The organism is Pseudothermotoga elfii DSM 9442 = NBRC 107921 (assembly GCF_000504085.1).
Classification (GTDB): Bacteria; Thermotogota; Thermotogae; order Thermotogales; family DSM-5069; genus Pseudothermotoga_B; species Pseudothermotoga_B elfii.
On sequence record NC_022792.1, the window covers coordinates 1,085,338 to 1,104,976 of the forward strand.

Consider the following 19,639-nt stretch of genomic DNA (forward strand, 5'->3'; position numbering starts at 1 on the left):
CCTCCCCTTTTTATTACCAGAGGTTCTTGAATATCTCAACAAGTCGCTTGAAGAAACCCTGAGCAACTTCCTTTTTCTGGTACTTGGCAACCGGAAGCTCAAGGTTTTTTTCTTCCTGAATCAAAGAGATAAAGCCGCCAAATGCTGATACATAAGAAGGATCGTCGAGTATTTCTTCTGAATTGTTTATCACGACATTTGTTGATGTGTTGTATGTTCCTATTCGCACTGGATTCTTGAAAACGTCCAGTGCTAAATCAAGTAACCTTGGCACCTTTGCTCCCCCGCCAAGCAAAACCACACCGCCTGGCAGCCCTTTGGTAGAAAACTCTGGTATCGTCATAATTGTTTCTTTATAAACTCGCTTTACTTTTGTTAATATCTCTCTGAGCCGTGCATGTATCACCTTTGCAAGGTCGTTTTTACTTATGCTTCTAATTGTTCTGCCATCGAGTCCTCTAAATTCAACTTCCTGTTGATCAAATGCCATGTCACCATACATAGCATTTCCATGAGTTTTTAACAACCTTTCGGCTTCTTCCAGAGATGTGTTAAAAACTATAGAGATATCTTTTATAACATTTTTCATGCCAAGGGATACAGTTTCAAACCTTATAGGCACTCCCATTCCAAAAATAACAATTGCTGAACTGGAATGCCCTAATTTTACAACACAAACCCCATCTTCTTTTTCATTATCCGTCAGAACACCTTCTGAAGCTGTTATGAGCGACGATGCAAAATCGAAATCCACTGGAATTAAATCTTGAAGAAATTCATATAGAGCATTTGTTGATTTATCTATGGTTACCGTAGTTACATCCATCTGCAAATGATTTGCAAGCATGCCAAGCGGATTGAAAACTGCTTTTGATCTATCTATCATATATCTTTTAGGATAAATATGCAGAACCTGATAACTATCTCCAAAATTTTCAATTATCGATTGCCTCAAACTGTCAATTACATTTTCGTCAATTGTTCTCTTTTCGCTTTCAGAAATATTCATTTCTTTGCTTACCTCGTGAAGAGAAAATCTACCGCAACTTGTTGAGATAATTACGCTGGCTCGGTTTAAATTAACTACTTCATCAATTTGACTCAACATCTGATTGAAACTTTCTCTGAAAGCAATCACATCTTTGATTTCCCCACTGTCAATTCCCCTTGAGTGCGTTGTTGAATGAACCGCAAGCTCATATCCTTCTGGTGTTTTCGATACCACCAGTCCTTTAATTGAATAAGAACCTATATCGATAGAAACGTATGTTTCACTTTTCCTCACCGCCACCACCTCTGATCTTATAGACAAGCCCCGAAGACGAGAGAAAATACTCTGTTCTGGGCTCCATTGTTTTGAGCAATTTTTCCAGCTTTGAACTGTGCCTTATCAAATCATCCCATTCATTGAAATATAATACAACACCTTTTAACAAAATTGCACTTTTATTACTTAATTTAATCTCAGCAATGTATGGATTTTTCAGGACATCCTCGATTCTTTGAATTATATTGACATCATTTGCATCGACTATCAGGCTATTGACATTAACATCTGTTATAAATGCTTGTTTAACAATATCATCAATGGAAGCGGTATGCAAGAGAAACCCCTTTTCAGAAATCCACCAGAATCTATTTTTATAAAATATAATACAATAATCTTCCCCTCGGTCAGGATACAGAACCTTGTCCGGGAAGAAGTTCAAAAATCCGAAAAATGTAATGACAAAACATATTGCTCCTGTAAAATATATTGCTTTTTGTGAGTTATACATCCAAATAGGTCACCTTCAATGCGTGCCTCTCTATAAAACGTCTCCTCTCTGATGGACTTTCACCCATTAATATTTCAAACAATGCATCTGCTTCTTCGGCATTTTCAATATTTACTTGTATCAACTTCCGAGTTTCTGGATTCATTGTTGTTTCCCACAATTGTTCAGGATTCATTTCCCCTAATCCTTTGTATCTTTGAACTTCCAGCTTTCTTTCTTCACCAAGCTCGCGTCTCAAAGCCTGGAAATCCTCTTCTGTGTAAACATACACGGAATTCGAAGAAAAAGATACTTTATACAATGGTGGAACAGCTATGTATATTCTTCCGTCCTCTATTAGAGGTTTCATATACCTGAAAAAGAATGTGAGTAACAGTGTTCTTATATGCGCACCATCAATGTCTGCATCTGTCATAATAATTATTTTCCCGTACCGTAGTTTTGAAGAATCAAAACTATCACCAATACCAGTCCCAACTGCAACAATAATATCTTTAATCTGCTCGTTTGCAAGCAATTTTTGCATTGAGGATTTCTCAACATTCAGGATTTTACCCCTTAATGGAAGTATGGCCTGATATTCTCTATCTCGAGCCTGTTTTGCTGAACCACCAGCGGAATCTCCCTCTACTATGAATAATTCCGAATTTTCGACATTTGATGAAACGCAATCTGCAAGTTTGCCTGGTAAAGATAAGTTTTCCATGGCATTTTTTCGTCTGGCCAACTCTCTGGCTTTACGCGCTGCCTCTCTTGCCCTCATAGTTTTTAATACTTTCTCAAGAATCACCTTTAAAACCTGCTTATTCACTTCAAAATATTCCGATAATTTCTCCTTTAGTATTCTTGAAACAGCTATTCCAGCACTTTCACTGCCAAGTTTTGATTTGGTTTGCCCTTCGAATTCTGGCTCTTTCATAAGTACAGTTACAATAGCTATCAATCCTTCCCGCACATCTTCTCCAGAAAAGGATTCATCTTTCTTCAATATGCCAAGAGATCTTGCATACTCATTCAGCATCTTTGTAAAGGTGTTTTTAAAAGCGGTAACGTGAGTACCATGGTCAATAGTTCTTATGTTGTTTGCATAAGAATATATCTTCTCTTCTTCGTAAGAATCTGTGTACATGATTGCTATTTTGACGATTATTTCGTCCAGTTCGCCAGAAACTTCGATTGTTTCATGAATGGGTTTTCTTCCAGACGCAAGGTAGCGGGCATATTCACGTAAACCCCCTTCATAATGCATTGTAACGGTATATTCGTTTGCCAGGTCCTCAAATATTATTTTTACCTGAGGGTTGAGAAAAGCTAATTCTCTAAGTTTGTTCTCAATTAAATCGGGGTCGAATTTGAGGATTGAAAATATCTGATCATCAGGTTTAAATCTCACGATTGTACCCTGTTTATCTGTTTCGCCAATAACGGTAACTTCGCATTGTGGAAATCCTCTTGAATATTTTTGATAATATATCTTACCTTCTTTGTGGATCCAAACTTCGAGAATTTCCGATAGAGCATTTACCACGGAAGCACCGACACCATGTAAACCCCCACTGACCTTATAAATATTTTTTGAGAACTTACCACCTGCGTGAAGCGTTGTCATGACAACTTCAAGCGCGCTTCGGCCAGTTTCCGGATGCGTGTCAACAGGTATACCTCTTCCGTTGTCCTCGATCTCAACCGTGTTGTCTTCGAAAAGTGTTACACGGATCGTGTTGCAAAAACCAGCCATTACCTCATCTATGCTGTTGTCTACTATTTCATACACCAAATGATGTAATCCACTTTTTCCTGTGGAACCAATGTACATACCGGGTCTTAACCTGACTGCTTCTAATCCCTTCAATATTCGAATACTTTCAGCTTTGTAATCTGTCATAACTTGCACCTCCTAAGGACTATGTCTTTAACCATTTGTTGATGAAACAATTCGTTTATTTTATCTTTTATCTTTCTTTTCATAAAATTGGCCTCAGTAAGCCAGATTGGATCATCACATTCCAGATACAGAACGCCCTCTTTGAATTGTAAGAATTTGCAATGCCTTGCCAAAGCCTCTCCCAAGAAACTGCTTAATTCATATTGAAAAAACGATCTGAGCTTCAATTCTTTGAATAGTGGGTCTTTAAATGAAAGCATATCGAAAATCTCGTTTATTTTCTTCATAACCAGTTTTCCTCTATGGAGCCTATGTATTCTTCAAATTTCGATACGAGAAATCTTCCAACAGATTTTGAGTAAGTTTTGCAACTGCTTAACTCATCAACAGGCACAACGCCTCTACTCGTATGAGTCAAGAAAAGCTCGTCTGCATCGCATAACTCTATTGGTTCAACCCATCGTTCTTCCACAGTTATTCCCAGCGATTTACACAGATCTATCACATTTTTTCTCGTTATCCCGGGCAGAATACCACTATCAAGACTGGGCGTAACAACAGTGTTGTTCTTCACTAAAAACACATTTGAAAAAGTCCCTTCACAAACCTGTCCCTTACTTCCAAGCATGATAACATCGTAGGCATCTCCTTTTTCCATTTTTGCCAGTAATATATCTGTTCTGCCAGCAATTTTTAAATACGCAGGTGTGGCTAAATCATCTATCTTTCTAACTTTGCTCAACGATACTTTTACTTTTTCCGGAAATTTCGAAATGTTCAATTTCTCGAGAAAAATGATTAATTCATAAGATTTTGTCTCAAACCCAAAAGCACTTATATTGCCACGGGGCAACAACATGATTCTTACAGATACATCGCAGTTTACCTTCTCAACACCTTCAGAGATGATCTTCCGAAAATTTTCATAATCCATATCTATTTTTATATGCAAACAACCTGCTGATGCTTTGAGTCTGTCAAAATGATATTTACCAGCAAATAGTTTCCTATTATAGGTTCTCAGTGTTTCATAAACCAAACCTCCGTATAAAAGGCATGGTTCCTCTAAGGAAATATACGCTTCATGCTTTTCAAGCCAGCGCCCCTTCCAGATCAGCAAGTACCGACACCACCCCATTAGTGCTTACGCACTTTACGATTACTCTCTCGATATTCCCAATATCGCCATCGGCAAACTCATGGCGCACATAATATTCGTCGTAACCGGAACATATACCCGATCTGTTATGCTCAACAAGAACATGCCTGATTTTTCCAATACTTTTCTTTCGATATTTTTCTGAAATCTCTTTACACAAAGCTGCAAGTTCTTTTGCTCTTCTCTCTTTTTCATCATTTGATATATGGTAACCAAGTTTACTTGCTACTGTCCCGGGTCTGGATGAATATTTAAAAATGTGCACCTTCACAAAGCCGATTTCCTTGATTAATTCTTGCGTTTGCAAAAAATCGCCAATTGTTTCTCCGGGGAAACCAACGATTACGTCTGTTGTAAAAGAAAAATACTGATTAATTGATTTCAGCTTTTCAAAGATGTCGAGAGCTTCTTCAACAGTATATTTTCTGTTCATCTTCTGCAGAATTCTATTTGAACCGCTTTGCAGAGGTATATGAAGGTGAGGGCATAATTTGTTACTCAAGGCAAATAGCGATATCAATTCGTCTGATAAATCTTGAACATTTATTGAGCTAAGCCGAATTCTCGAATCATCATGAATCTGATTTAGCAGAGTCCTTAATAACATGCTTAAAGATGTTCCTATGTCCCGACCATATTTTCCCAGATTCACGCCTGTAAGTACAATTTCTTTGTACCCATTATTCAAAAGATCGTTCATTTCTTTAATTACAACTTCAACAGGCTTACTTCTTATTTGCTTTCCTCGTGTTTTGGGGACTATACAGTAACTGCAAAATTCATTGCAACCATCCTCAAGTTTTATATACGCCCTGGTTCTATCTGAGAGAAAGCTTTTAACTTTTTCCAAAACTTCCTGATCTGGTTCGCTCACATCTACAAAATTCGAAGAATTTTCAAAGTACCTCGCTATGTAATTAACTAAATTGCGTTTTTCATTGTTTCCAATGATTATATTTGCTCCGATATCAATGAGACTTTGCGCATCTATGTGAGCATAGCATCCTGTTGCTACTATTACAGCATCCGGATTTGATCTTCTTAATTTTCTAATCAATTGTCTCGATTTTCTTGCAGCCTCAGAAGTGACGGCACAGGTATTTAGCACACAAAGATCAGCTTCCGAAAAATTTGGTGACATTACAAACCCGTGCTGCTCAAGTTGTTCAATCATATACTCAGATTCATACTGATTGACTTTACAGCCAAGGAAAGTAACATAAGCTCTTTTCATTTTACAGAGCCCCTTCCATTGCTGCTTTTAAAATATTAGTGCGGCCGATCATACCGACCAATCTGCCAAGATCATCAACCACAGGTATGACTTTTATGTTATGCCTGATCATAATGTCTGCAACATGTATCAAATTAGCATGCTCATTCACAACTATCGGTGGAGAAGACATGTATTCAAAAACAGGCTTATCTTTTACAAGTTTGGCATTTCTGAGAAATTGGTTCATGTCAGGTATGAAAGAAGCTGATTGAAGAAGAGAAAAATAACTTGGCACCGTCGCTCTAATTATATCGCTTTCACTTATAAACCCAATAACTCTCATATCCTCAGAAACTACAGGTATTCCAGAGAGTAATTGACTCGACATTATGCGTAATACGTTCTCAACACTTTCATCTTTGGTTACAGCTGTTACATCGCGGGTCATCACATCAAATACACGCACAGCGATCACCTACCTGAGTCTCTTAATTTCGCAGTTATTCAAACATTCGTTGATTTCGTTATATTCTGGCATTTCTTTCGGCAGTTTTTTGGTTTTTGCTAAAGCAGCTGCGTAGCCAAATTTCGCTACTTCTAAGTGATCGCAATTTGGACAGGTTAGCCTCTTATAAACCATGGCGGCTATATAAGCATCTCCAGCGCCAAGGAGATTCGATATTTCTATCTCTAATGGGGTTGAAATAATCCATACTCCATCACTTGTTGCTACAATATCACTTTTAATTTGGTATGAGATTATTGCCATTTCGGCTCCCATATCGACAAGCTCAGAAGCAGTGTCAACATAATCCTCAAGAGAGATTAGTTTTTTTCCAAGAACAACTGCTTTTTGTCTCACATCCGGTTTTATTACATTCGGAACTTGAATATCGAAAGCAGATCTAATGTAGTCGTCGGTTATTTCCATGAAGACCTGTTTCCCTTTTTCCTTAGCCATCTTTGCCAACATCCCGTAAATTTCTCCACCAAGATTTGGCGGGAGGCTACCTGACAGAACAACTGCCTCTGCTCTTGAAAGAAGCATCTGGTATCTTTTTACAAGAAAATCGACAGTTCTTTTTTCAACGGTTGGCCCGGGGGAGTTGATTTCTGTAATTGTATGATCCTTAGGATCCAAAATAGCTATGTTTTCCCGGGTTTCATGATCAATGTGCACGAAACTCGTGCTTATCAACGGACTTAGTTTGCTTAATTCGGTCAGAAGCACTCTTCCAATATAACCTCCAAGAACACCTATTGCAACCGATTGCACTCTGAGCTTTGCAAGTGCAATAGAAACATTTATTCCTTTTCCGCCTGGAGACATTTGCATATCTTCACGGTGTAAAATTCTGTGTAATTTATTCACTTGAAAATCCTCGATTATAAACTCTCTGTCTAAGGCAGGATTGAAAGTGACTGTTATAACTTTCAAATTTTCACCTCTTCAGTACTAATTCTCTTGGAGCCCCTTTGTATTCAATTCTACCATCTTTTATTGCTACAAACAAATCTGCCATTGGGAGGAAACGGCTTTGATGCCTTGTACTGAGTATTACGACTCTATCTTCTTTTATTGAAGAAAGTTCCCTAACAACCGGGACTATGGCATCATCATCGACGTGGTCAAGAATACAATCTAAAACAATTATTGAAGATTTTCTGACTATTGCCGCAAATAGAAGGACCATTATTTTTTCCATAGTGTAGAATTCCCTGAGAGGGGTTCGCATTTCCCGTTTCAGCAATCTTAATATTCCAAGCCTGTCAAGTTCAGTAGATAGTTCGTCCAGTGAAACTTGCTTTTCCGCCAGAACTAAATTGATAAATTCACCGAATCTGAGATGATCAAGGGCTTCAACAAAAGAAGGCTCTACATAGGTTACGAGTCGCCTCAATGTCTTTTTGTCATAAGCATTAACTGGCTTTCCGTTTACTTTTAATTCACCCGATCGTTCTACATTATCATATATTTCTCTGTTCAATCTGAGGAGGGATCTTAAAAGCGCGGATTTACCAGCCCCTCGAGGGCCGTAGACAATAGCCAACTCACCTGATTTCATTACCAGATCGATATTCCTCAGCACATCTATTCCATCGATAGACAAGGAAAAATTAATAAACTCCACAGAACTACGATCGCTGTTTACTTTCTGCTGTTCTTGCTTGATTGGTTTCTCCATCAGAAAGAGTCATCCTCCTTCGCAGTTCCTCTTTCGCACCTTCTTCACCATCTTTCAGCATACGAAGGAGTTCAATTTGTGATACTGTTTTTGGGTTTTTCGGGTTTTTCTTCATCTTTTCACCCCTTGTATACTTATCAATTATTATTTTACGGTTATTGAATTACTCAAAGTTGTAGCAAATATTACAGAAAAAAGAGTAGGTGATCTTAACATCTGGTTTCTACGAATTTCAAAGTATAGTGTATATTAAAAGCTTAGGAGGTGTTGTTATGAAATTCACAGATTTTTATCCAGGCCAGAGTCATGTTGAAAAATTTGTCATCACAGATGAGATGGTCAGAAGTTATGCAGAATTAATCGGCGACAGGAATCCAGTTCATCTGGATGAAAATTACGCACAAACCACTCGTTTTAAGAAAAGAATTTGTCATGGTATGCTTGTTGCTTCATTAATATCTAAGGTGCTCGGAATGGATTTTCCCGGGCCGGGTACAATTCTTGTAAAGCAGCAAATCAAATATAAATCGCCTGTCTATATAGATGAAGAAATAGAAATACATGTGAAAGTTAATCAAGTAATTCCCGAGAAACATAGACTTTTGTTAGATACACCTGTGATTAAGAAAGATGGTACAACTGTGATAGAGGCTCAAGCAGAGGTATTGTTTGAACAATGAGGCCTTATGGACAGCATTTTTTGAATGATAAGTCCACGGCCATTAAGTTAGTTGAATTGATCTCTCACGATGTTTCGAATAGACGAGTAGTTGAGATAGGAGCCGGGAAAGGTTTTATAACAGGTTTTCTACTGCAAGCTGGGTTTCAGGTCCTGGCATACGAGATAGACCAGAAACTTGCAAAACAGCTTTGTCAGAAATTCGCCAGTCCTGGTTTAAAAGTGTATGTGAAAGATTTTTTGCAGTCAACGCCGGAAGAAATAGAGAATATCAATTTATGTATAGGTAGCATACCTTATCAAATATCTTCAAAAATAATTATAAAATTAATCGAGCTCGGTTTTCAGAAAGTTGTACTGATTGTTCAAAAAGAATTTGCTGAAAAGCTTGTTGCTGAACCCGGTGAAAAGAGATACAGCTTCATAACTGTACTTGCACAAAGCTTCTATGATGTGCAAAAAGTCAGCAATTTACCAAAATCGTGTTTTTCACCAGCTCCGAAAGTGGATTCTGCAATACTCTCAATGTGCAGAAATCATGTGTCAATTAAGATTGATGAGTATATTCTATTTCTTCGAAAGATTTTTGTATCTCCAAACAAAATGGTACATAATATGATCCACTCGGCTATCAAAAAAAGAGTGCGTGAACTCCCGGCTGATGAATTTTTGCGTCTTTTTTTTGAGGAGGGCCAGAATGGACAGAGCGGAGTTGTTTCAAACAGTTCTGGATTCAATAATTGAAGGTGTAATACTGATAGACAAAGACTCCAAGATAACATTTATGAATAAACAGGCATCACTCATGCTTGGCATACCTGTTTCTCAGGTGATTAATAAATCCGTGACAGATGCGATACCAAACACACGCTTACATATTGTTCTGAAAACAGGTGTGCCGGAGGTGAATAGAATCCAACAACTTGGCAACACGAAGATAATTACGACAAGGATTCCCATAAGAGACAAAACTGGAGCAATCATAGGCGCAGTGGCAATCTTCCGTGATATAACGAGTGTTCAAAAGATGGCAGAGGAAGTAACAAATTTGCGGGAAATTGAAGTTCTTCTGAAAACGATAATTGAATCAACAAGCGACGCTATATCCGTAGCAGATGAAAATGGAAGAATTGTTATGGTAAATAAGGCATATACTAAAATCACTGGTTTTTCTGCTCAAGATGTCATAGGCAAACTCGCCACGGTTGATATAGCTCAGGGTGAAAGCATGCATTTGCGCGTAGCACAGACACGGCAACCTATTTATGGTGCAAGACTGCTTGTGGGTCCCGGAAAGCGAGAAGTTATCGTTGATGTAACTCCATTATTTGTCAGAGGAGAATTCAAAGGAAGCGTGGGTGTAATTCATGATGTATCAGAAATAGCAAAATTGACTAAGGAACTTGATGAAGTAAAAAGATTGATACGCAGAATGGGTGCAAAGTACTCTTTTGAAGACATAATAGCTGAAAGCTCAAAAATGAAGATAGCTGTTACGCAAGCTATTAAAGTTGCATCAACTCCTGCCACAGTACTTCTCAGAGGAGAAAGCGGAACTGGAAAAGAGTTATTTGCTCATGCTATTCACAATGCAAGCGATAGGCGTGATAAACCTTTTGTAAGTGTTAATTGTGCTGCAATTCCTGAATCAATACTCGAATCAGAGCTTTTTGGCTATACCTCCGGAGCTTTCACTGGCGCAAAAAAGGAAGGAAAAAAAGGCTTGCTGGAAGAAGCTCACCGTGGCACGATTTTTTTTGATGAAATTGGCAAAATGCCTCTTCTTCTTCAATCAAAATTGTTGAGATTCCTGGAGAGCAAAGAAATTGTTCCGGTTGGTGGAACAAAACCTGTGAGGATAGATGCAAGGATAATAGCTGCAACAAACATGAATTTGGAAAAGATGGTTCAGGAAGGATCTTTTCTGCCAGATTTGTATTTTCGACTAAATGTTTTTCCCATCTTTTTACCGCCTTTGAGAGAAAGAAAAGAAGATATACCATATCTCGCACAGCACATAATAAAAAAATTGAATCAACAATATGGAAGACTTGTCGAAGGTATTTCATCGGATGCACTTCGTAAGTTGATACATTACGATTGGCCGGGAAATGTTAGAGAGCTTGAGAATATAATGGGCAGGGCTATGATAAATATGGAGGCTGACGAAAGGATTATAAAATTGCATCATATTCCACCTCTTGAGGAAATTCGCCACATTTCGTCAATCACAAAGGCCGGGAGTCATAAACAATTGCTTTTGGAATACGAGAAAGGAGTGATACTCAAGGCACTTGAAGAGAATTCGTGGAATGTTCAAAAAACTGCCGAAAACCTGAAAATCAGCATCAGGACGCTTTATTACAGAATGAAAATGCTTGGAATAAAGAGAGAAGGAAGGCGCACATAAATATAGTATAATGGGATCAATTGGGGGAACATCTGTGCGCAGACAACCTAAAAGATCAGATGGAAAGAAAACTTTGAGCAATCTTTTGAATAGTGCCACAAGGCTTTTTGCAGATCGTGGATACTACGGTGTATCGATACCTATGATCGCGCGTGAAGCAAATGTGAAAAACGCAACATTTTATCAGTACTTTAAAGATAAGGAATCTATTTATAGAAAAATACTTGAAGATTCTTTCAACAAATTCTTCAACCTCATGATTAAAATTGACGGAAGGGACACAGAGGAAATTCTGGAGTCTTTTTTGATGAATTATCTTGCTTTCTTTTCCAGAAATAGGCAACATTATAGAATTTTGCATGAGGCAGTTTATTTAAGAAAGGCTACTTTTCGGCGGGTAGAGAAAACTTTGAATGAAGTTTTGCACAGGTTTTTTCCAGAAACACTTGACAAAACAAAAGAGATGATTCTCAGATGGTTTATTACAGGTCCGATTCGTTTTATAGCCATATATAAATCTCTTCACGCCGACTACGAAGTTGACAGGAGAACCATTGACGACTTGGTTGAATTTCTCATGAAGGGATTTGATCCTGATGCCCATGAACTTGACAGGTCTGTTTTCTATATAGACGTTAAACCCCTTAAAATAGAGGTAACTTCTACGAGAATGAAGCTCTTACAGGCTGCTGAAAAACTTTTTGGAACAAGGGGATATAGAAACACAATGATTAGCGATATCACAAGAGCCGCTAATGTGGCTTCTGGAACATTTTATGTGCACTTTAAAAGTAAGGAAGAGATTCTCGAGGAGCTGGTTATGACTACAAATAAAAATTTGAGAATAACACTTTCGACGGCTATAAAAAGATTTCATGATAGGCGCGACGCAGAAATAGCAGGCTTCATGGCATTTCTTAAGTTTTTTATGTTGCACCCGGAAATGTATCTTATAGTCAGGCAAGCGGAATTTTTTAATCCATCTATATCGCGCAACTATTATGAAAAAATTTTTAACAGCTATCTTTCTCCTTTGAGTGAGGCAATTCAATCTGGTCAGTTAAAAAACTATTCACCAAATAATCTGGCTCTTTTCCTCATGGGAATTGGTCATTTCATGGGTGAAGATCTTGTTGTTCAAAAACACGGCAATATTCAGGAAACAACAGTATATCTTCAAAAGCTCGCCCCTCTTCTTTTCAAAGGTATATCGTTTCTTAAATCATAATGATTTAAAGAGCAACAGAGAGTAATAACGAGTTTTTACATCCCCTACCAGATTTTACGCCCGAAAACCTGCCTTCCTTTTGGCATATTTAAATTGACTTACTTAAGTCAGCTGTGTTATCATTTAACCTGAATCATCTTTCATATTGATAAATGAGTCACATGTTATTGGAGGTGCTTCAGTGGAGCAACATGCAGGTATAGTAAGCGTAGGAACGTATCTTCCCCAAAAGTACATGACCGCCGAAGATCTGAGTCATCTGGCGTGTATCCCTGTTGATATAATTGTTGAAAAGTTTGGTATAAGAGGGAAATACATTCCGCGTGATAATGAAACGACAAGTTTCATGGGAATTATGGCTGCAAAAGAAGCTTTGAAAAATGCCGGTATTTCACCTGAAGAAATAGATGTTGTCATCTGGAACGGTGCGCAACACAAAGATTATCCGTGCTGGCTTGCAAGCACAAAGGTAGCTCATGAAATAGGCGCAAAAAACGCCTGGGCTTTTGACATGGAAGCGATGTGCGGCTCGATGATAGTTGGTCTTCAGGTTGCGCGATCACTCATGCTTTCTGAGAAAAACATAGATACTATTTTACTTGTAAGTGGGTACAGAAACGTAGATCTTGTGAATTACCAATACAAACACACTTCTTTCATGTTTGATATTGGGGCAAGCGGTTCGGCAATGGTACTAAAGAAGAATTCAGGAAGAAACGTGTTATTAGGTATCTCAAGCATAGTCGATGGATCTTTCGCCGAAGACTGTGTAGTACCAGTTGGCGGGACAAAAAAATGGCCTTTACAACCTCAAGATCTTGAAAACTATTATTTTCAGATAAAAGATCCAGAGAATTTCAAAAATCGACTGAATGAAGTGACACTCAAAAATTTCTATTTTGTAATTGATGATGCCCTCAGAAAAAGCAATTTATCTCGAAAAGACATCTCATATCTGGCAATGCTGCATTTTAAGAGATCTGCTCATCTCTCGGTGCTCAGAGAACTTGGTCTTAGAGAAGATCAGACTACTTATTTGGAGAAATATGGGCACATGGGCCAGAACGATCAGGTTTTTTCAATAAAAGAAGGATTACTTTCTGGAAAGATAAAAGATGGCGACGTTGTTGTCCTTGTGGGAGCTGGAGTGGGTTGGACTTGGAATGCCGCAGTTGTTCGTTGGGGTAGCTTGAGAGAACCGATTAATTGGTAGGAGGGATTGCTGTGAATTGGAACGATGTTTATAATTCCAAAGTTGTTGATATTGAGAAAATACTGAGTATTGTAAAGTCAAATCAAACAATAGTTGTTGGAATGACACCGGCAGAACCGAAACTCTTTCTTAGAAATTTACACAAAATAGCTAATAGAGTGAGCAATGTCACGGTATTTACATGTCTAAATATGGAAAGTTATCCATTCTACATGGATAAATCTTTCAATAATATTTTTGAGAACGCGTCTTGGTATTTTGGTCAATCGAATAGAGAGGCAATGAAAGCTGATTTTGGTACCGTAAGTTATGTTCCAAACAATTTACACCAATCAGGGACAAATCTACTTGACAGTCGTCCGATAGACATCTTTGTGGGTGTTGCATCACCAATAGACAAGAATGGTTTTCTGACCTTGTCTGCATCGGTAGTTTATGAAAAAGATATCGTTGAACAGGCAAAGAATATCGTTTTGGAGGTCAATCCCAACGCTCCAAGAACTCATGGTGATACTCATATTCACATAAAAGATGTTCATTATGTAGTTGAAGTGGATTATGAACTCCCACAAATTGAACTGGTTGAACCTACAGAAACTGAAGCGCTGATTGCACAGCATATAAGTAACTTGATTGAAGATGGTTCGACGATTCAACTTGGTATTGGGGGAATACCAAACGCCGTTGCGAAGTTTTTGACAAACAAAAAAGATCTGGGTGTTCATACAGAGATGTTTACTGAATCTATGATAGATTTGTTTGAATCTGGTGTGATCACTAATAAAAAGAAAAGCGTTTGGAGAGATAAATTCATCTGTGCTTTTGCTTTTGGTACAAAGAGGATGTACCAGTTTGTTGATGATAATCCATCAGTGTTTTTCCTCAGAGGAAGGTATGTCAACGATCCTTATGTCATATGCCAGAATGACAAAATGGTGAGTATTAATACAGCATTAATGGTCGATTTAACTGGAAATGTCTGTTCAGAGGCATTGGGCACTCAGCATTACAGTGGCACAGGTGGTCAACTCGATACGCATAGGGGTGCTGTCAAGAGCAGGGGAGGTAAAGGGATAATAGCGCTGAGATCAACGGCAAAAGGTGGAACGGTTTCAACGATAGTTCCCATTTTACCGGCTGGTTCACCGATAACCGTGCCGCGGCAGGAAGTGGATTATGTAGTTACAGAATGGGGTGTGGCATGGTTAAGAGGTAAAACTGTCAGGGAAAGAGCAAAGGCTTTGATCGAAATTGCACATCCGGATTTTCGAGAAACTCTCAAAAGTGAAGCTCGTAGGTTACAAATTCTATAAAAACGAGGGGAGGTGTTTTTTGTGAGAAGGCTTTTTGTGTTTCTTGTGTTATTGGTCGCACTCTTTGTCCTGGCTGAAAAACCGATAAAGATCGGTGCAATCTTGCCATTATCCGATATCACCGGTAGACAAGCAGCCAATGCAATGAAATTAGCCGTCAAAGAAATCAACGATTCTGGCGGTGTACTTGGTAGACCCATTGAATTGGTCATAGTAGATGATGAAATGAAACCCGAGAAGGGTGCTGCTGCCGTGGATAAACTCGCCACAGTCGACAAAGTGGATTTCTTTGTTGGTGGGATGTCAAGCGGTGTTCATCTTGCACAAATTCCAATTTTGAAAAAGTACAAGAAAATCACTGTTTGGATAGGAGCTGCGTCTTACAAATGTGAAGAAGCCATTGGTGCTGATGCAGATTGGTATTTTCACTTACATCCTTGGGATTATCTACAAGGTGAAAGTTACGCAATAGGTTGGAAAGCCATAACAGAGAAATATCCTCAGGTGAAGATCGAAAAAATATTTTTGGCTTATGAAGAAGGTGCTTTTGGTACGTCATCTTTTAAATCTTACTTGGATGAATTTGAGCTTGCCAAAAAAGGTACTGGCGTTTGGGCAGGATTGATGAAAGATTTAAAAGGTGCACCATTCAAAAGTGCAGCTCTTGGTGGAGGAGACTACAGAGCCATGCTTTTGCAAGCAAAACAATATGACCCAGATTTGTTCATTTGGGCAGGTTATGATGCCGATGCGATACCAATGTTGACTCAAGCTAAGGAAATAGGTTTTGCTCCGAAACTCTTTGTTGGAGCGCCTCCAGGATGGCCTGCCGATTTTGGCAAAAATCCACTATCAAATGGAGTCGTTCTCTATGGCATGTGGGCTCCCGCATTAAAAGATGTCAGTGCGATTGCAAGACATTTTTGGGATGCATATGTGAAAGAGTTCAACGAAGAACCCGCAACATACTTTGCACCACTTGGTTATACAAACATTTATTTCTTAATCGAAGCAATCAAGAAGGCTGGTACACTTGATGATAAAGCAATAATTCAAGCCTTAAGAGAGATAGAATATGAATCTCCAGTTGGTGGAGTATTAAAGATCTCACCAAGTAGAATCATTAAGAATCAAGGTTTCCGAGCACAAAAAATTCTTCAATGGCAGAATGGTGTGCAACATGTAATTTGGCCATTTGAATATGCCACAGCCGAACTCATCTATCCATTTCCGAGTTGGTCAGGTAAATGAAACAGAAAGGCTGGGCGACAGCCCAGCCTTTTGCCTACAGAGAGGTGAAAAGATGAAAAAAATCTTCAACTGGAAAATATTCTTTTTGTTGATGTTGATTGCAGTTGCAATTTTTCGTCCATATGCTTTCTTTTATGGACTACAGAGAGGGAGTCTTTATTCTTTGGTTGCCTTACCACTCGCTTTGATCCTTGGAATAGTCGGATTGTTGAATCTTGCACACGGTGATTTCCTGACCCTTGGAATGTACATGGGTTATGTGATTTTCAACCAATTTCATTTTGATCCAATCGTTTCGATGATTTTTATAGGACCATTTCTCTTTCTGATCGGTTTTGCTGTTTATAAATCAACGATTGAAAGAGTTTTGAAATCACACCATTTGAATCTCTTACTCATAACCTTTGGAATATCGATCACCTTTGTTGAACTGGTGAACGTATTCTGGACTTCAAGACCAAGGAATATTTACGTGCCATATGCTGCTCGATCTGTAAATATCTTAGGAATAAGTGTCGGTGCATATGAATTTTTATATGTCATCGCGGCTATTTTAATTTTGCTCGCGATAATGTTCATTTTGAAAAAAACACGGTTTGGGCAAGCGGCTTTTGCCGTGGGACAGAACCCCAAAGGAGCAGCTATAGTAGGTATAAACGTAAAACTGGTTTACACTATCACCTTTAGTTTGGCAACTGCTATGACAGCTGTTTCTGCAGCGTTGATGATGCCAAGAGTTTCCATTTTTCCAACTGTAGGCGGACCTTTTACCATGAAATCTTTCTGTCTTACTGCAATGGCTGGTCTTGGAAACCTTCCAGGTATCTTGATCTCTGGTATTACTCTCGGAGTAGTAGAAGCAATAGTACAATCAATTCCCGGTTACAGTGGCTGGTCCGATCTTGTGTTTTTCGGCGTCTTGATCTTGGTGATAGCGATTAGGGCTTATCGGAGGGCTGAAAGATGAGAAAAGTTCTTCTCATTATTGGTATACTGGTTTTCATTACATTTCTTCCGATTTTTGTAGATATGTATCTGATTCATGTTGCCAGCTCGATAATGTTGTTCATGTGCCTTGCACTTAGCTGGGACATGATGTTGAGAACTGGACAACTGTCATTTGGCACAGCTGGTTTTTTCGGACTCGGTGCTTACGCTGCGGTGATAGCCGTTGATGATTTTGCAATAACTCCCATCATGAGCATATTCATTGGCGCTGTATTTGCCGCAATTGTAGCATTGGGTGTTGGGATTGCTGTTCTAAAACTCCGAGAAATGTACTTTGCCATCACGACCCTTGCCCTTACCAGTGTTTTCTTGGTACTTGCTCGAAATCTTTCAGATCTCACTGGTGGTGCAGCAGGCAAAGTGCTTTTCAATGCGATATTCGATGGCGATCCAAAAAAAACTTATTGGTTGATAATGGTTTTTACATTGTTGGTCATAGGCATTTCTGAAATCTTTCAGAGGACCAGAATAAGATATGCTATAAGCTCGATAAGAAACGATGAACTTGTTGCGAAATCCAGTGGGATAAATATTTTCAAGTATTTGCTATTCGTTTTTATTGTTACTTCTGCCATACAGGGAGCGGCAGGAGCTATTTATGCCCAGCAATATGCTTTCGTTGAACCAGAAAGTACTTTTTCAGCAAATTTCTTATTGCTACCTATCGCCATGGCATTAGTCGGCGGTATCCATTCAACACTTGGACCGATAGTGGGAGCTATAATTTTGGGATTTGCTTCGGAATATCTGAAGTTGCTGATGCCTTATGGGCACTTGATAATATACGGGATAATAATCATTTTGGTCATAATCTTTTTGCGTAAAGGTGTTTATGGAACGATAGTAGATAAAATCAGATCAAATTGATCGGAGGTTTTTCTATGGAACTATTGCGACTTGAAAATGTGACAAAATATTTCGGAGGACTTGTGGCAGTAAACAATGTGAGTTTTGAAATACAGGAAAATGAAATCTTAGGCATAATAGGGCCCAACGGTGCGGGTAAAACTACTCTTACCAGTTTGGTGGCAGGAACACTTCAACCTTCTGCTGGAAGAATCTTTTTCAATAGCAAAGATATCACTGGAATACCTGCACATATAAGAGCCCAACTGGGTATCTCAAGGACTTTCCAAACTGTGAGACCACTGAGAGACTTTACAGCACTTGAAAACATTGTTGTTGGAGCACTTTTTGCAAAAGGTGAAAAACTCAGCAAAGCGATCGAGAGCGCAGAAAAAGTATGTGAATTTCTCAAACTCGAGCGTAAGGATTTTTACCCCGACAAACTCACCGTCTTTGAGTTGAAAAAATTGGAGATAGCAAGGGCAATTGTTTCAGATCCAAAAGTACTCTTTTTGGACGAAGTGATGGCTGGTTTAAATCATGAAGAGATGAAAGAGATGATAGAGATAGTTAAAGCTTTGAGAAATAAAGGCATGGCAATTTGCGTCATAGAACACGTTATGAGCGTTATAAGCGAACTAACCGACAGAGTCGTAGTCCTTGACAGAGGTGAGATAATTGCCCAAGGTCCATACCAAGAGGTTTCTCAGGACAAGCGTGTCATAACGGCGTACTTGGGGGAGGAAGATTAATGCTTGAAATAAAAGATCTCAATGTTGCTTATGGTAAGATTCCAGTTATCTGGGACCTATCGTTAAATATAGATTCAGAGGCTGTTGGATTGTTTGGACCAAATGGTGCAGGTAAGACAACTCTGATAAACTGTATCCTTGGCTTGATCAGACCGGTGAGTGGTACTATAAACTTTGAAGGGCAAAATATAGTTGGAATGGAAACTCACAAGATTGCACGTCTTGGCATTGCTTTAGTACCTCAAGAAAGAGAACTCTTCCCACTCATGAGTGTTGAAGAAAATCTCAAAGTCGGCGCAGCCTATATTCCACATGCGAGAAATCACATTGTTGATAGTATGAACTTTGTTTTCACAATTTTTCCAGTTCTCAAGGAAAGGCTTTCTCAAAAGGCAGGTACAATGAGCGGAGGAGAACAAAGAATGCTCGCGGTAGGTAGGGCTTTGATGGCTCGTCCAAAGTTATTGATCCTTGATGAACCTTCTGTTGGACTTCAACCGTCGATAGTAATAGAGATGTTCGCAAAGCTCAGACAGATAAAAAATGAAGGAGTGGCAATACTTTTGACTGAACAAAATGTCAAACAAGGTTTAAAGGTAATCGATAGGGGTTATGTAATCGAAAACGGTAGAATAGTACTCGAGGACGAATCAAAAAATCTTGCTCAAAATGAGCACGTGAAGAAAGCATATCTCGGTGTATGAAAGGAGTGGAT

Annotated in this window: 21 protein-coding genes; 11 read left to right on the top strand and 10 right to left on the bottom strand. The window is 38.8% G+C overall.

Annotation, left to right across the window (positions count from 1 at the left end):
• Positions 1 to 13 precede the first annotated feature (13 nt).
• Genes ftsA through TEL01S_RS11020 form a run of 10 tightly spaced genes read right to left on the bottom strand, consistent with a single transcriptional unit; the run spans position 14 to position 8,339 of the window.
• The gene (gene ftsA, locus TEL01S_RS05315) at positions 14 to 1,285 is read right to left on the bottom strand and encodes a cell division protein FtsA (RefSeq protein ID WP_012003100.1); all 1,272 of its coding nucleotides are present in this window, start codon (positions 1,283 to 1,285) and stop codon (positions 14 to 16) included.
• Positions 1,272 to 1,778 carry a DUF4894 domain-containing protein gene (locus TEL01S_RS05320; RefSeq protein ID WP_012003101.1) on the bottom strand — a complete coding sequence of 169 codons (507 nt, stop codon included), beginning with the start codon at positions 1,776 to 1,778 and terminating at the stop codon, positions 1,272 to 1,274. The genes ftsA and TEL01S_RS05320 overlap by 14 nt, the downstream gene beginning before the upstream one ends.
• The gene (gyrB, locus tag TEL01S_RS05325) at positions 1,771 to 3,663 is read right to left on the bottom strand and encodes a DNA topoisomerase (ATP-hydrolyzing) subunit B (protein ID WP_012003102.1); all 1,893 of its coding nucleotides are present in this window, start codon (positions 3,661 to 3,663) and stop codon (positions 1,771 to 1,773) included. Before gyrB ends, TEL01S_RS05320 begins: the two co-directional genes overlap by 8 nt.
• Positions 3,660 to 3,950 (bottom strand): DUF721 domain-containing protein, encoded by a 291-nt coding sequence (locus TEL01S_RS05330; protein WP_012003103.1) that lies wholly within the window; start codon positions 3,948 to 3,950, stop codon positions 3,660 to 3,662. The genes gyrB and TEL01S_RS05330 overlap by 4 nt, the downstream gene beginning before the upstream one ends.
• Positions 3,947 to 4,783 (bottom strand): aminotransferase class IV, encoded by an 837-nt coding sequence (locus tag TEL01S_RS05335; protein WP_012003104.1) that lies wholly within the window; start codon positions 4,781 to 4,783, stop codon positions 3,947 to 3,949. The genes TEL01S_RS05330 and TEL01S_RS05335 overlap by 4 nt, the downstream gene beginning before the upstream one ends.
• On the bottom strand, positions 4,755 to 6,056 hold the full coding sequence (gene mtaB, locus TEL01S_RS05340; RefSeq protein WP_012003105.1) for a tRNA (N(6)-L-threonylcarbamoyladenosine(37)-C(2))-methylthiotransferase MtaB: 1,302 nt from the start codon (positions 6,054 to 6,056) through the stop codon (positions 4,755 to 4,757). The genes TEL01S_RS05335 and mtaB overlap by 29 nt, the downstream gene beginning before the upstream one ends.
• A gap of 1 nt (position 6,057) precedes the next feature.
• Positions 6,058 to 6,504: a CBS domain-containing protein gene (locus TEL01S_RS05345; RefSeq protein WP_012003106.1), complete on the bottom strand. Its 447-nt coding sequence runs from the start codon at positions 6,502 to 6,504 to the stop codon at positions 6,058 to 6,060.
• 9 nt (positions 6,505 to 6,513) lie between these two features.
• The gene (locus tag TEL01S_RS05350; RefSeq protein ID WP_012003107.1) at positions 6,514 to 7,476 is read right to left on the bottom strand and encodes a 1-phosphofructokinase family hexose kinase; all 963 of its coding nucleotides are present in this window, start codon (positions 7,474 to 7,476) and stop codon (positions 6,514 to 6,516) included.
• A gap of 4 nt (positions 7,477 to 7,480) precedes the next feature.
• Entirely contained in the window at positions 7,481 to 8,224 is a 744-nt protein-coding gene (locus TEL01S_RS05355) for an ATP-binding cassette domain-containing protein (protein WP_012003108.1), read from the bottom strand.
• A complete protein-coding gene (locus tag TEL01S_RS11020; protein ID WP_154654495.1) occupies positions 8,175 to 8,339 on the bottom strand; it encodes a hypothetical protein in 165 nt (54 codons plus the stop codon). Before TEL01S_RS11020 ends, TEL01S_RS05355 begins: the two co-directional genes overlap by 50 nt.
• 157 nt (positions 8,340 to 8,496) lie before the next feature.
• Between TEL01S_RS11020 and TEL01S_RS05360 the strand changes: the two genes are divergently transcribed.
• From TEL01S_RS05360 to TEL01S_RS05410, 11 genes are all read left to right on the top strand, one after another.
• On the top strand, positions 8,497 to 8,904 hold the full coding sequence (locus TEL01S_RS05360) for a MaoC family dehydratase (protein ID WP_012003109.1): 408 nt from the start codon (positions 8,497 to 8,499) through the stop codon (positions 8,902 to 8,904).
• Positions 8,901 to 9,647, top strand: a complete 747-nt coding sequence (gene rsmA, locus TEL01S_RS05365; protein ID WP_012003110.1) for a 16S rRNA (adenine(1518)-N(6)/adenine(1519)-N(6))-dimethyltransferase RsmA — start codon at positions 8,901 to 8,903, stop codon at positions 9,645 to 9,647. The genes TEL01S_RS05360 and rsmA overlap by 4 nt, the downstream gene beginning before the upstream one ends.
• Positions 9,601 to 11,313, top strand: a complete 1,713-nt coding sequence (locus TEL01S_RS05370) for a sigma-54 interaction domain-containing protein (protein ID WP_051366175.1) — start codon at positions 9,601 to 9,603, stop codon at positions 11,311 to 11,313. Before rsmA ends, TEL01S_RS05370 begins: the two co-directional genes overlap by 47 nt.
• Before the next feature lie 34 nt (positions 11,314 to 11,347).
• Positions 11,348 to 12,541 (top strand): TetR/AcrR family transcriptional regulator, encoded by a 1,194-nt coding sequence (locus tag TEL01S_RS05375; protein WP_028843201.1) that lies wholly within the window; start codon positions 11,348 to 11,350, stop codon positions 12,539 to 12,541.
• Positions 12,542 to 12,722: 181 nt separating this feature from the next.
• The gene (locus TEL01S_RS05380) at positions 12,723 to 13,754 is read left to right on the top strand and encodes a 3-oxoacyl-ACP synthase (RefSeq protein WP_028843200.1); all 1,032 of its coding nucleotides are present in this window, start codon (positions 12,723 to 12,725) and stop codon (positions 13,752 to 13,754) included.
• An 11-nt stretch (positions 13,755 to 13,765) separates the two neighbouring features.
• Entirely contained in the window at positions 13,766 to 15,067 is a 1,302-nt protein-coding gene (locus TEL01S_RS05385; RefSeq protein ID WP_028843199.1) for an acetyl-CoA hydrolase/transferase family protein, read from the top strand.
• A gap of 21 nt (positions 15,068 to 15,088) precedes the next feature.
• Positions 15,089 to 16,318 carry an ABC transporter substrate-binding protein gene (locus TEL01S_RS05390; protein WP_028843198.1) on the top strand — a complete coding sequence of 410 codons (1,230 nt, stop codon included), beginning with the start codon at positions 15,089 to 15,091 and terminating at the stop codon, positions 16,316 to 16,318.
• A gap of 52 nt (positions 16,319 to 16,370) precedes the next feature.
• Positions 16,371 to 17,285 (top strand): branched-chain amino acid ABC transporter permease, encoded by a 915-nt coding sequence (locus TEL01S_RS05395; protein WP_028843197.1) that lies wholly within the window; start codon positions 16,371 to 16,373, stop codon positions 17,283 to 17,285.
• On the top strand, positions 17,282 to 18,193 hold the full coding sequence (locus TEL01S_RS05400; RefSeq protein ID WP_028843196.1) for a branched-chain amino acid ABC transporter permease: 912 nt from the start codon (positions 17,282 to 17,284) through the stop codon (positions 18,191 to 18,193). Before TEL01S_RS05395 ends, TEL01S_RS05400 begins: the two co-directional genes overlap by 4 nt.
• A 14-nt stretch (positions 18,194 to 18,207) precedes the next feature.
• Entirely contained in the window at positions 18,208 to 18,924 is a 717-nt protein-coding gene (locus tag TEL01S_RS05405; RefSeq protein WP_028843195.1) for an ABC transporter ATP-binding protein, read from the top strand.
• Positions 18,924 to 19,628 (top strand): ABC transporter ATP-binding protein, encoded by a 705-nt coding sequence (locus TEL01S_RS05410; RefSeq protein WP_028843194.1) that lies wholly within the window; start codon positions 18,924 to 18,926, stop codon positions 19,626 to 19,628. The genes TEL01S_RS05405 and TEL01S_RS05410 overlap by 1 nt, the downstream gene beginning before the upstream one ends.
• Positions 19,629 to 19,639 lie beyond the last annotated feature (11 nt).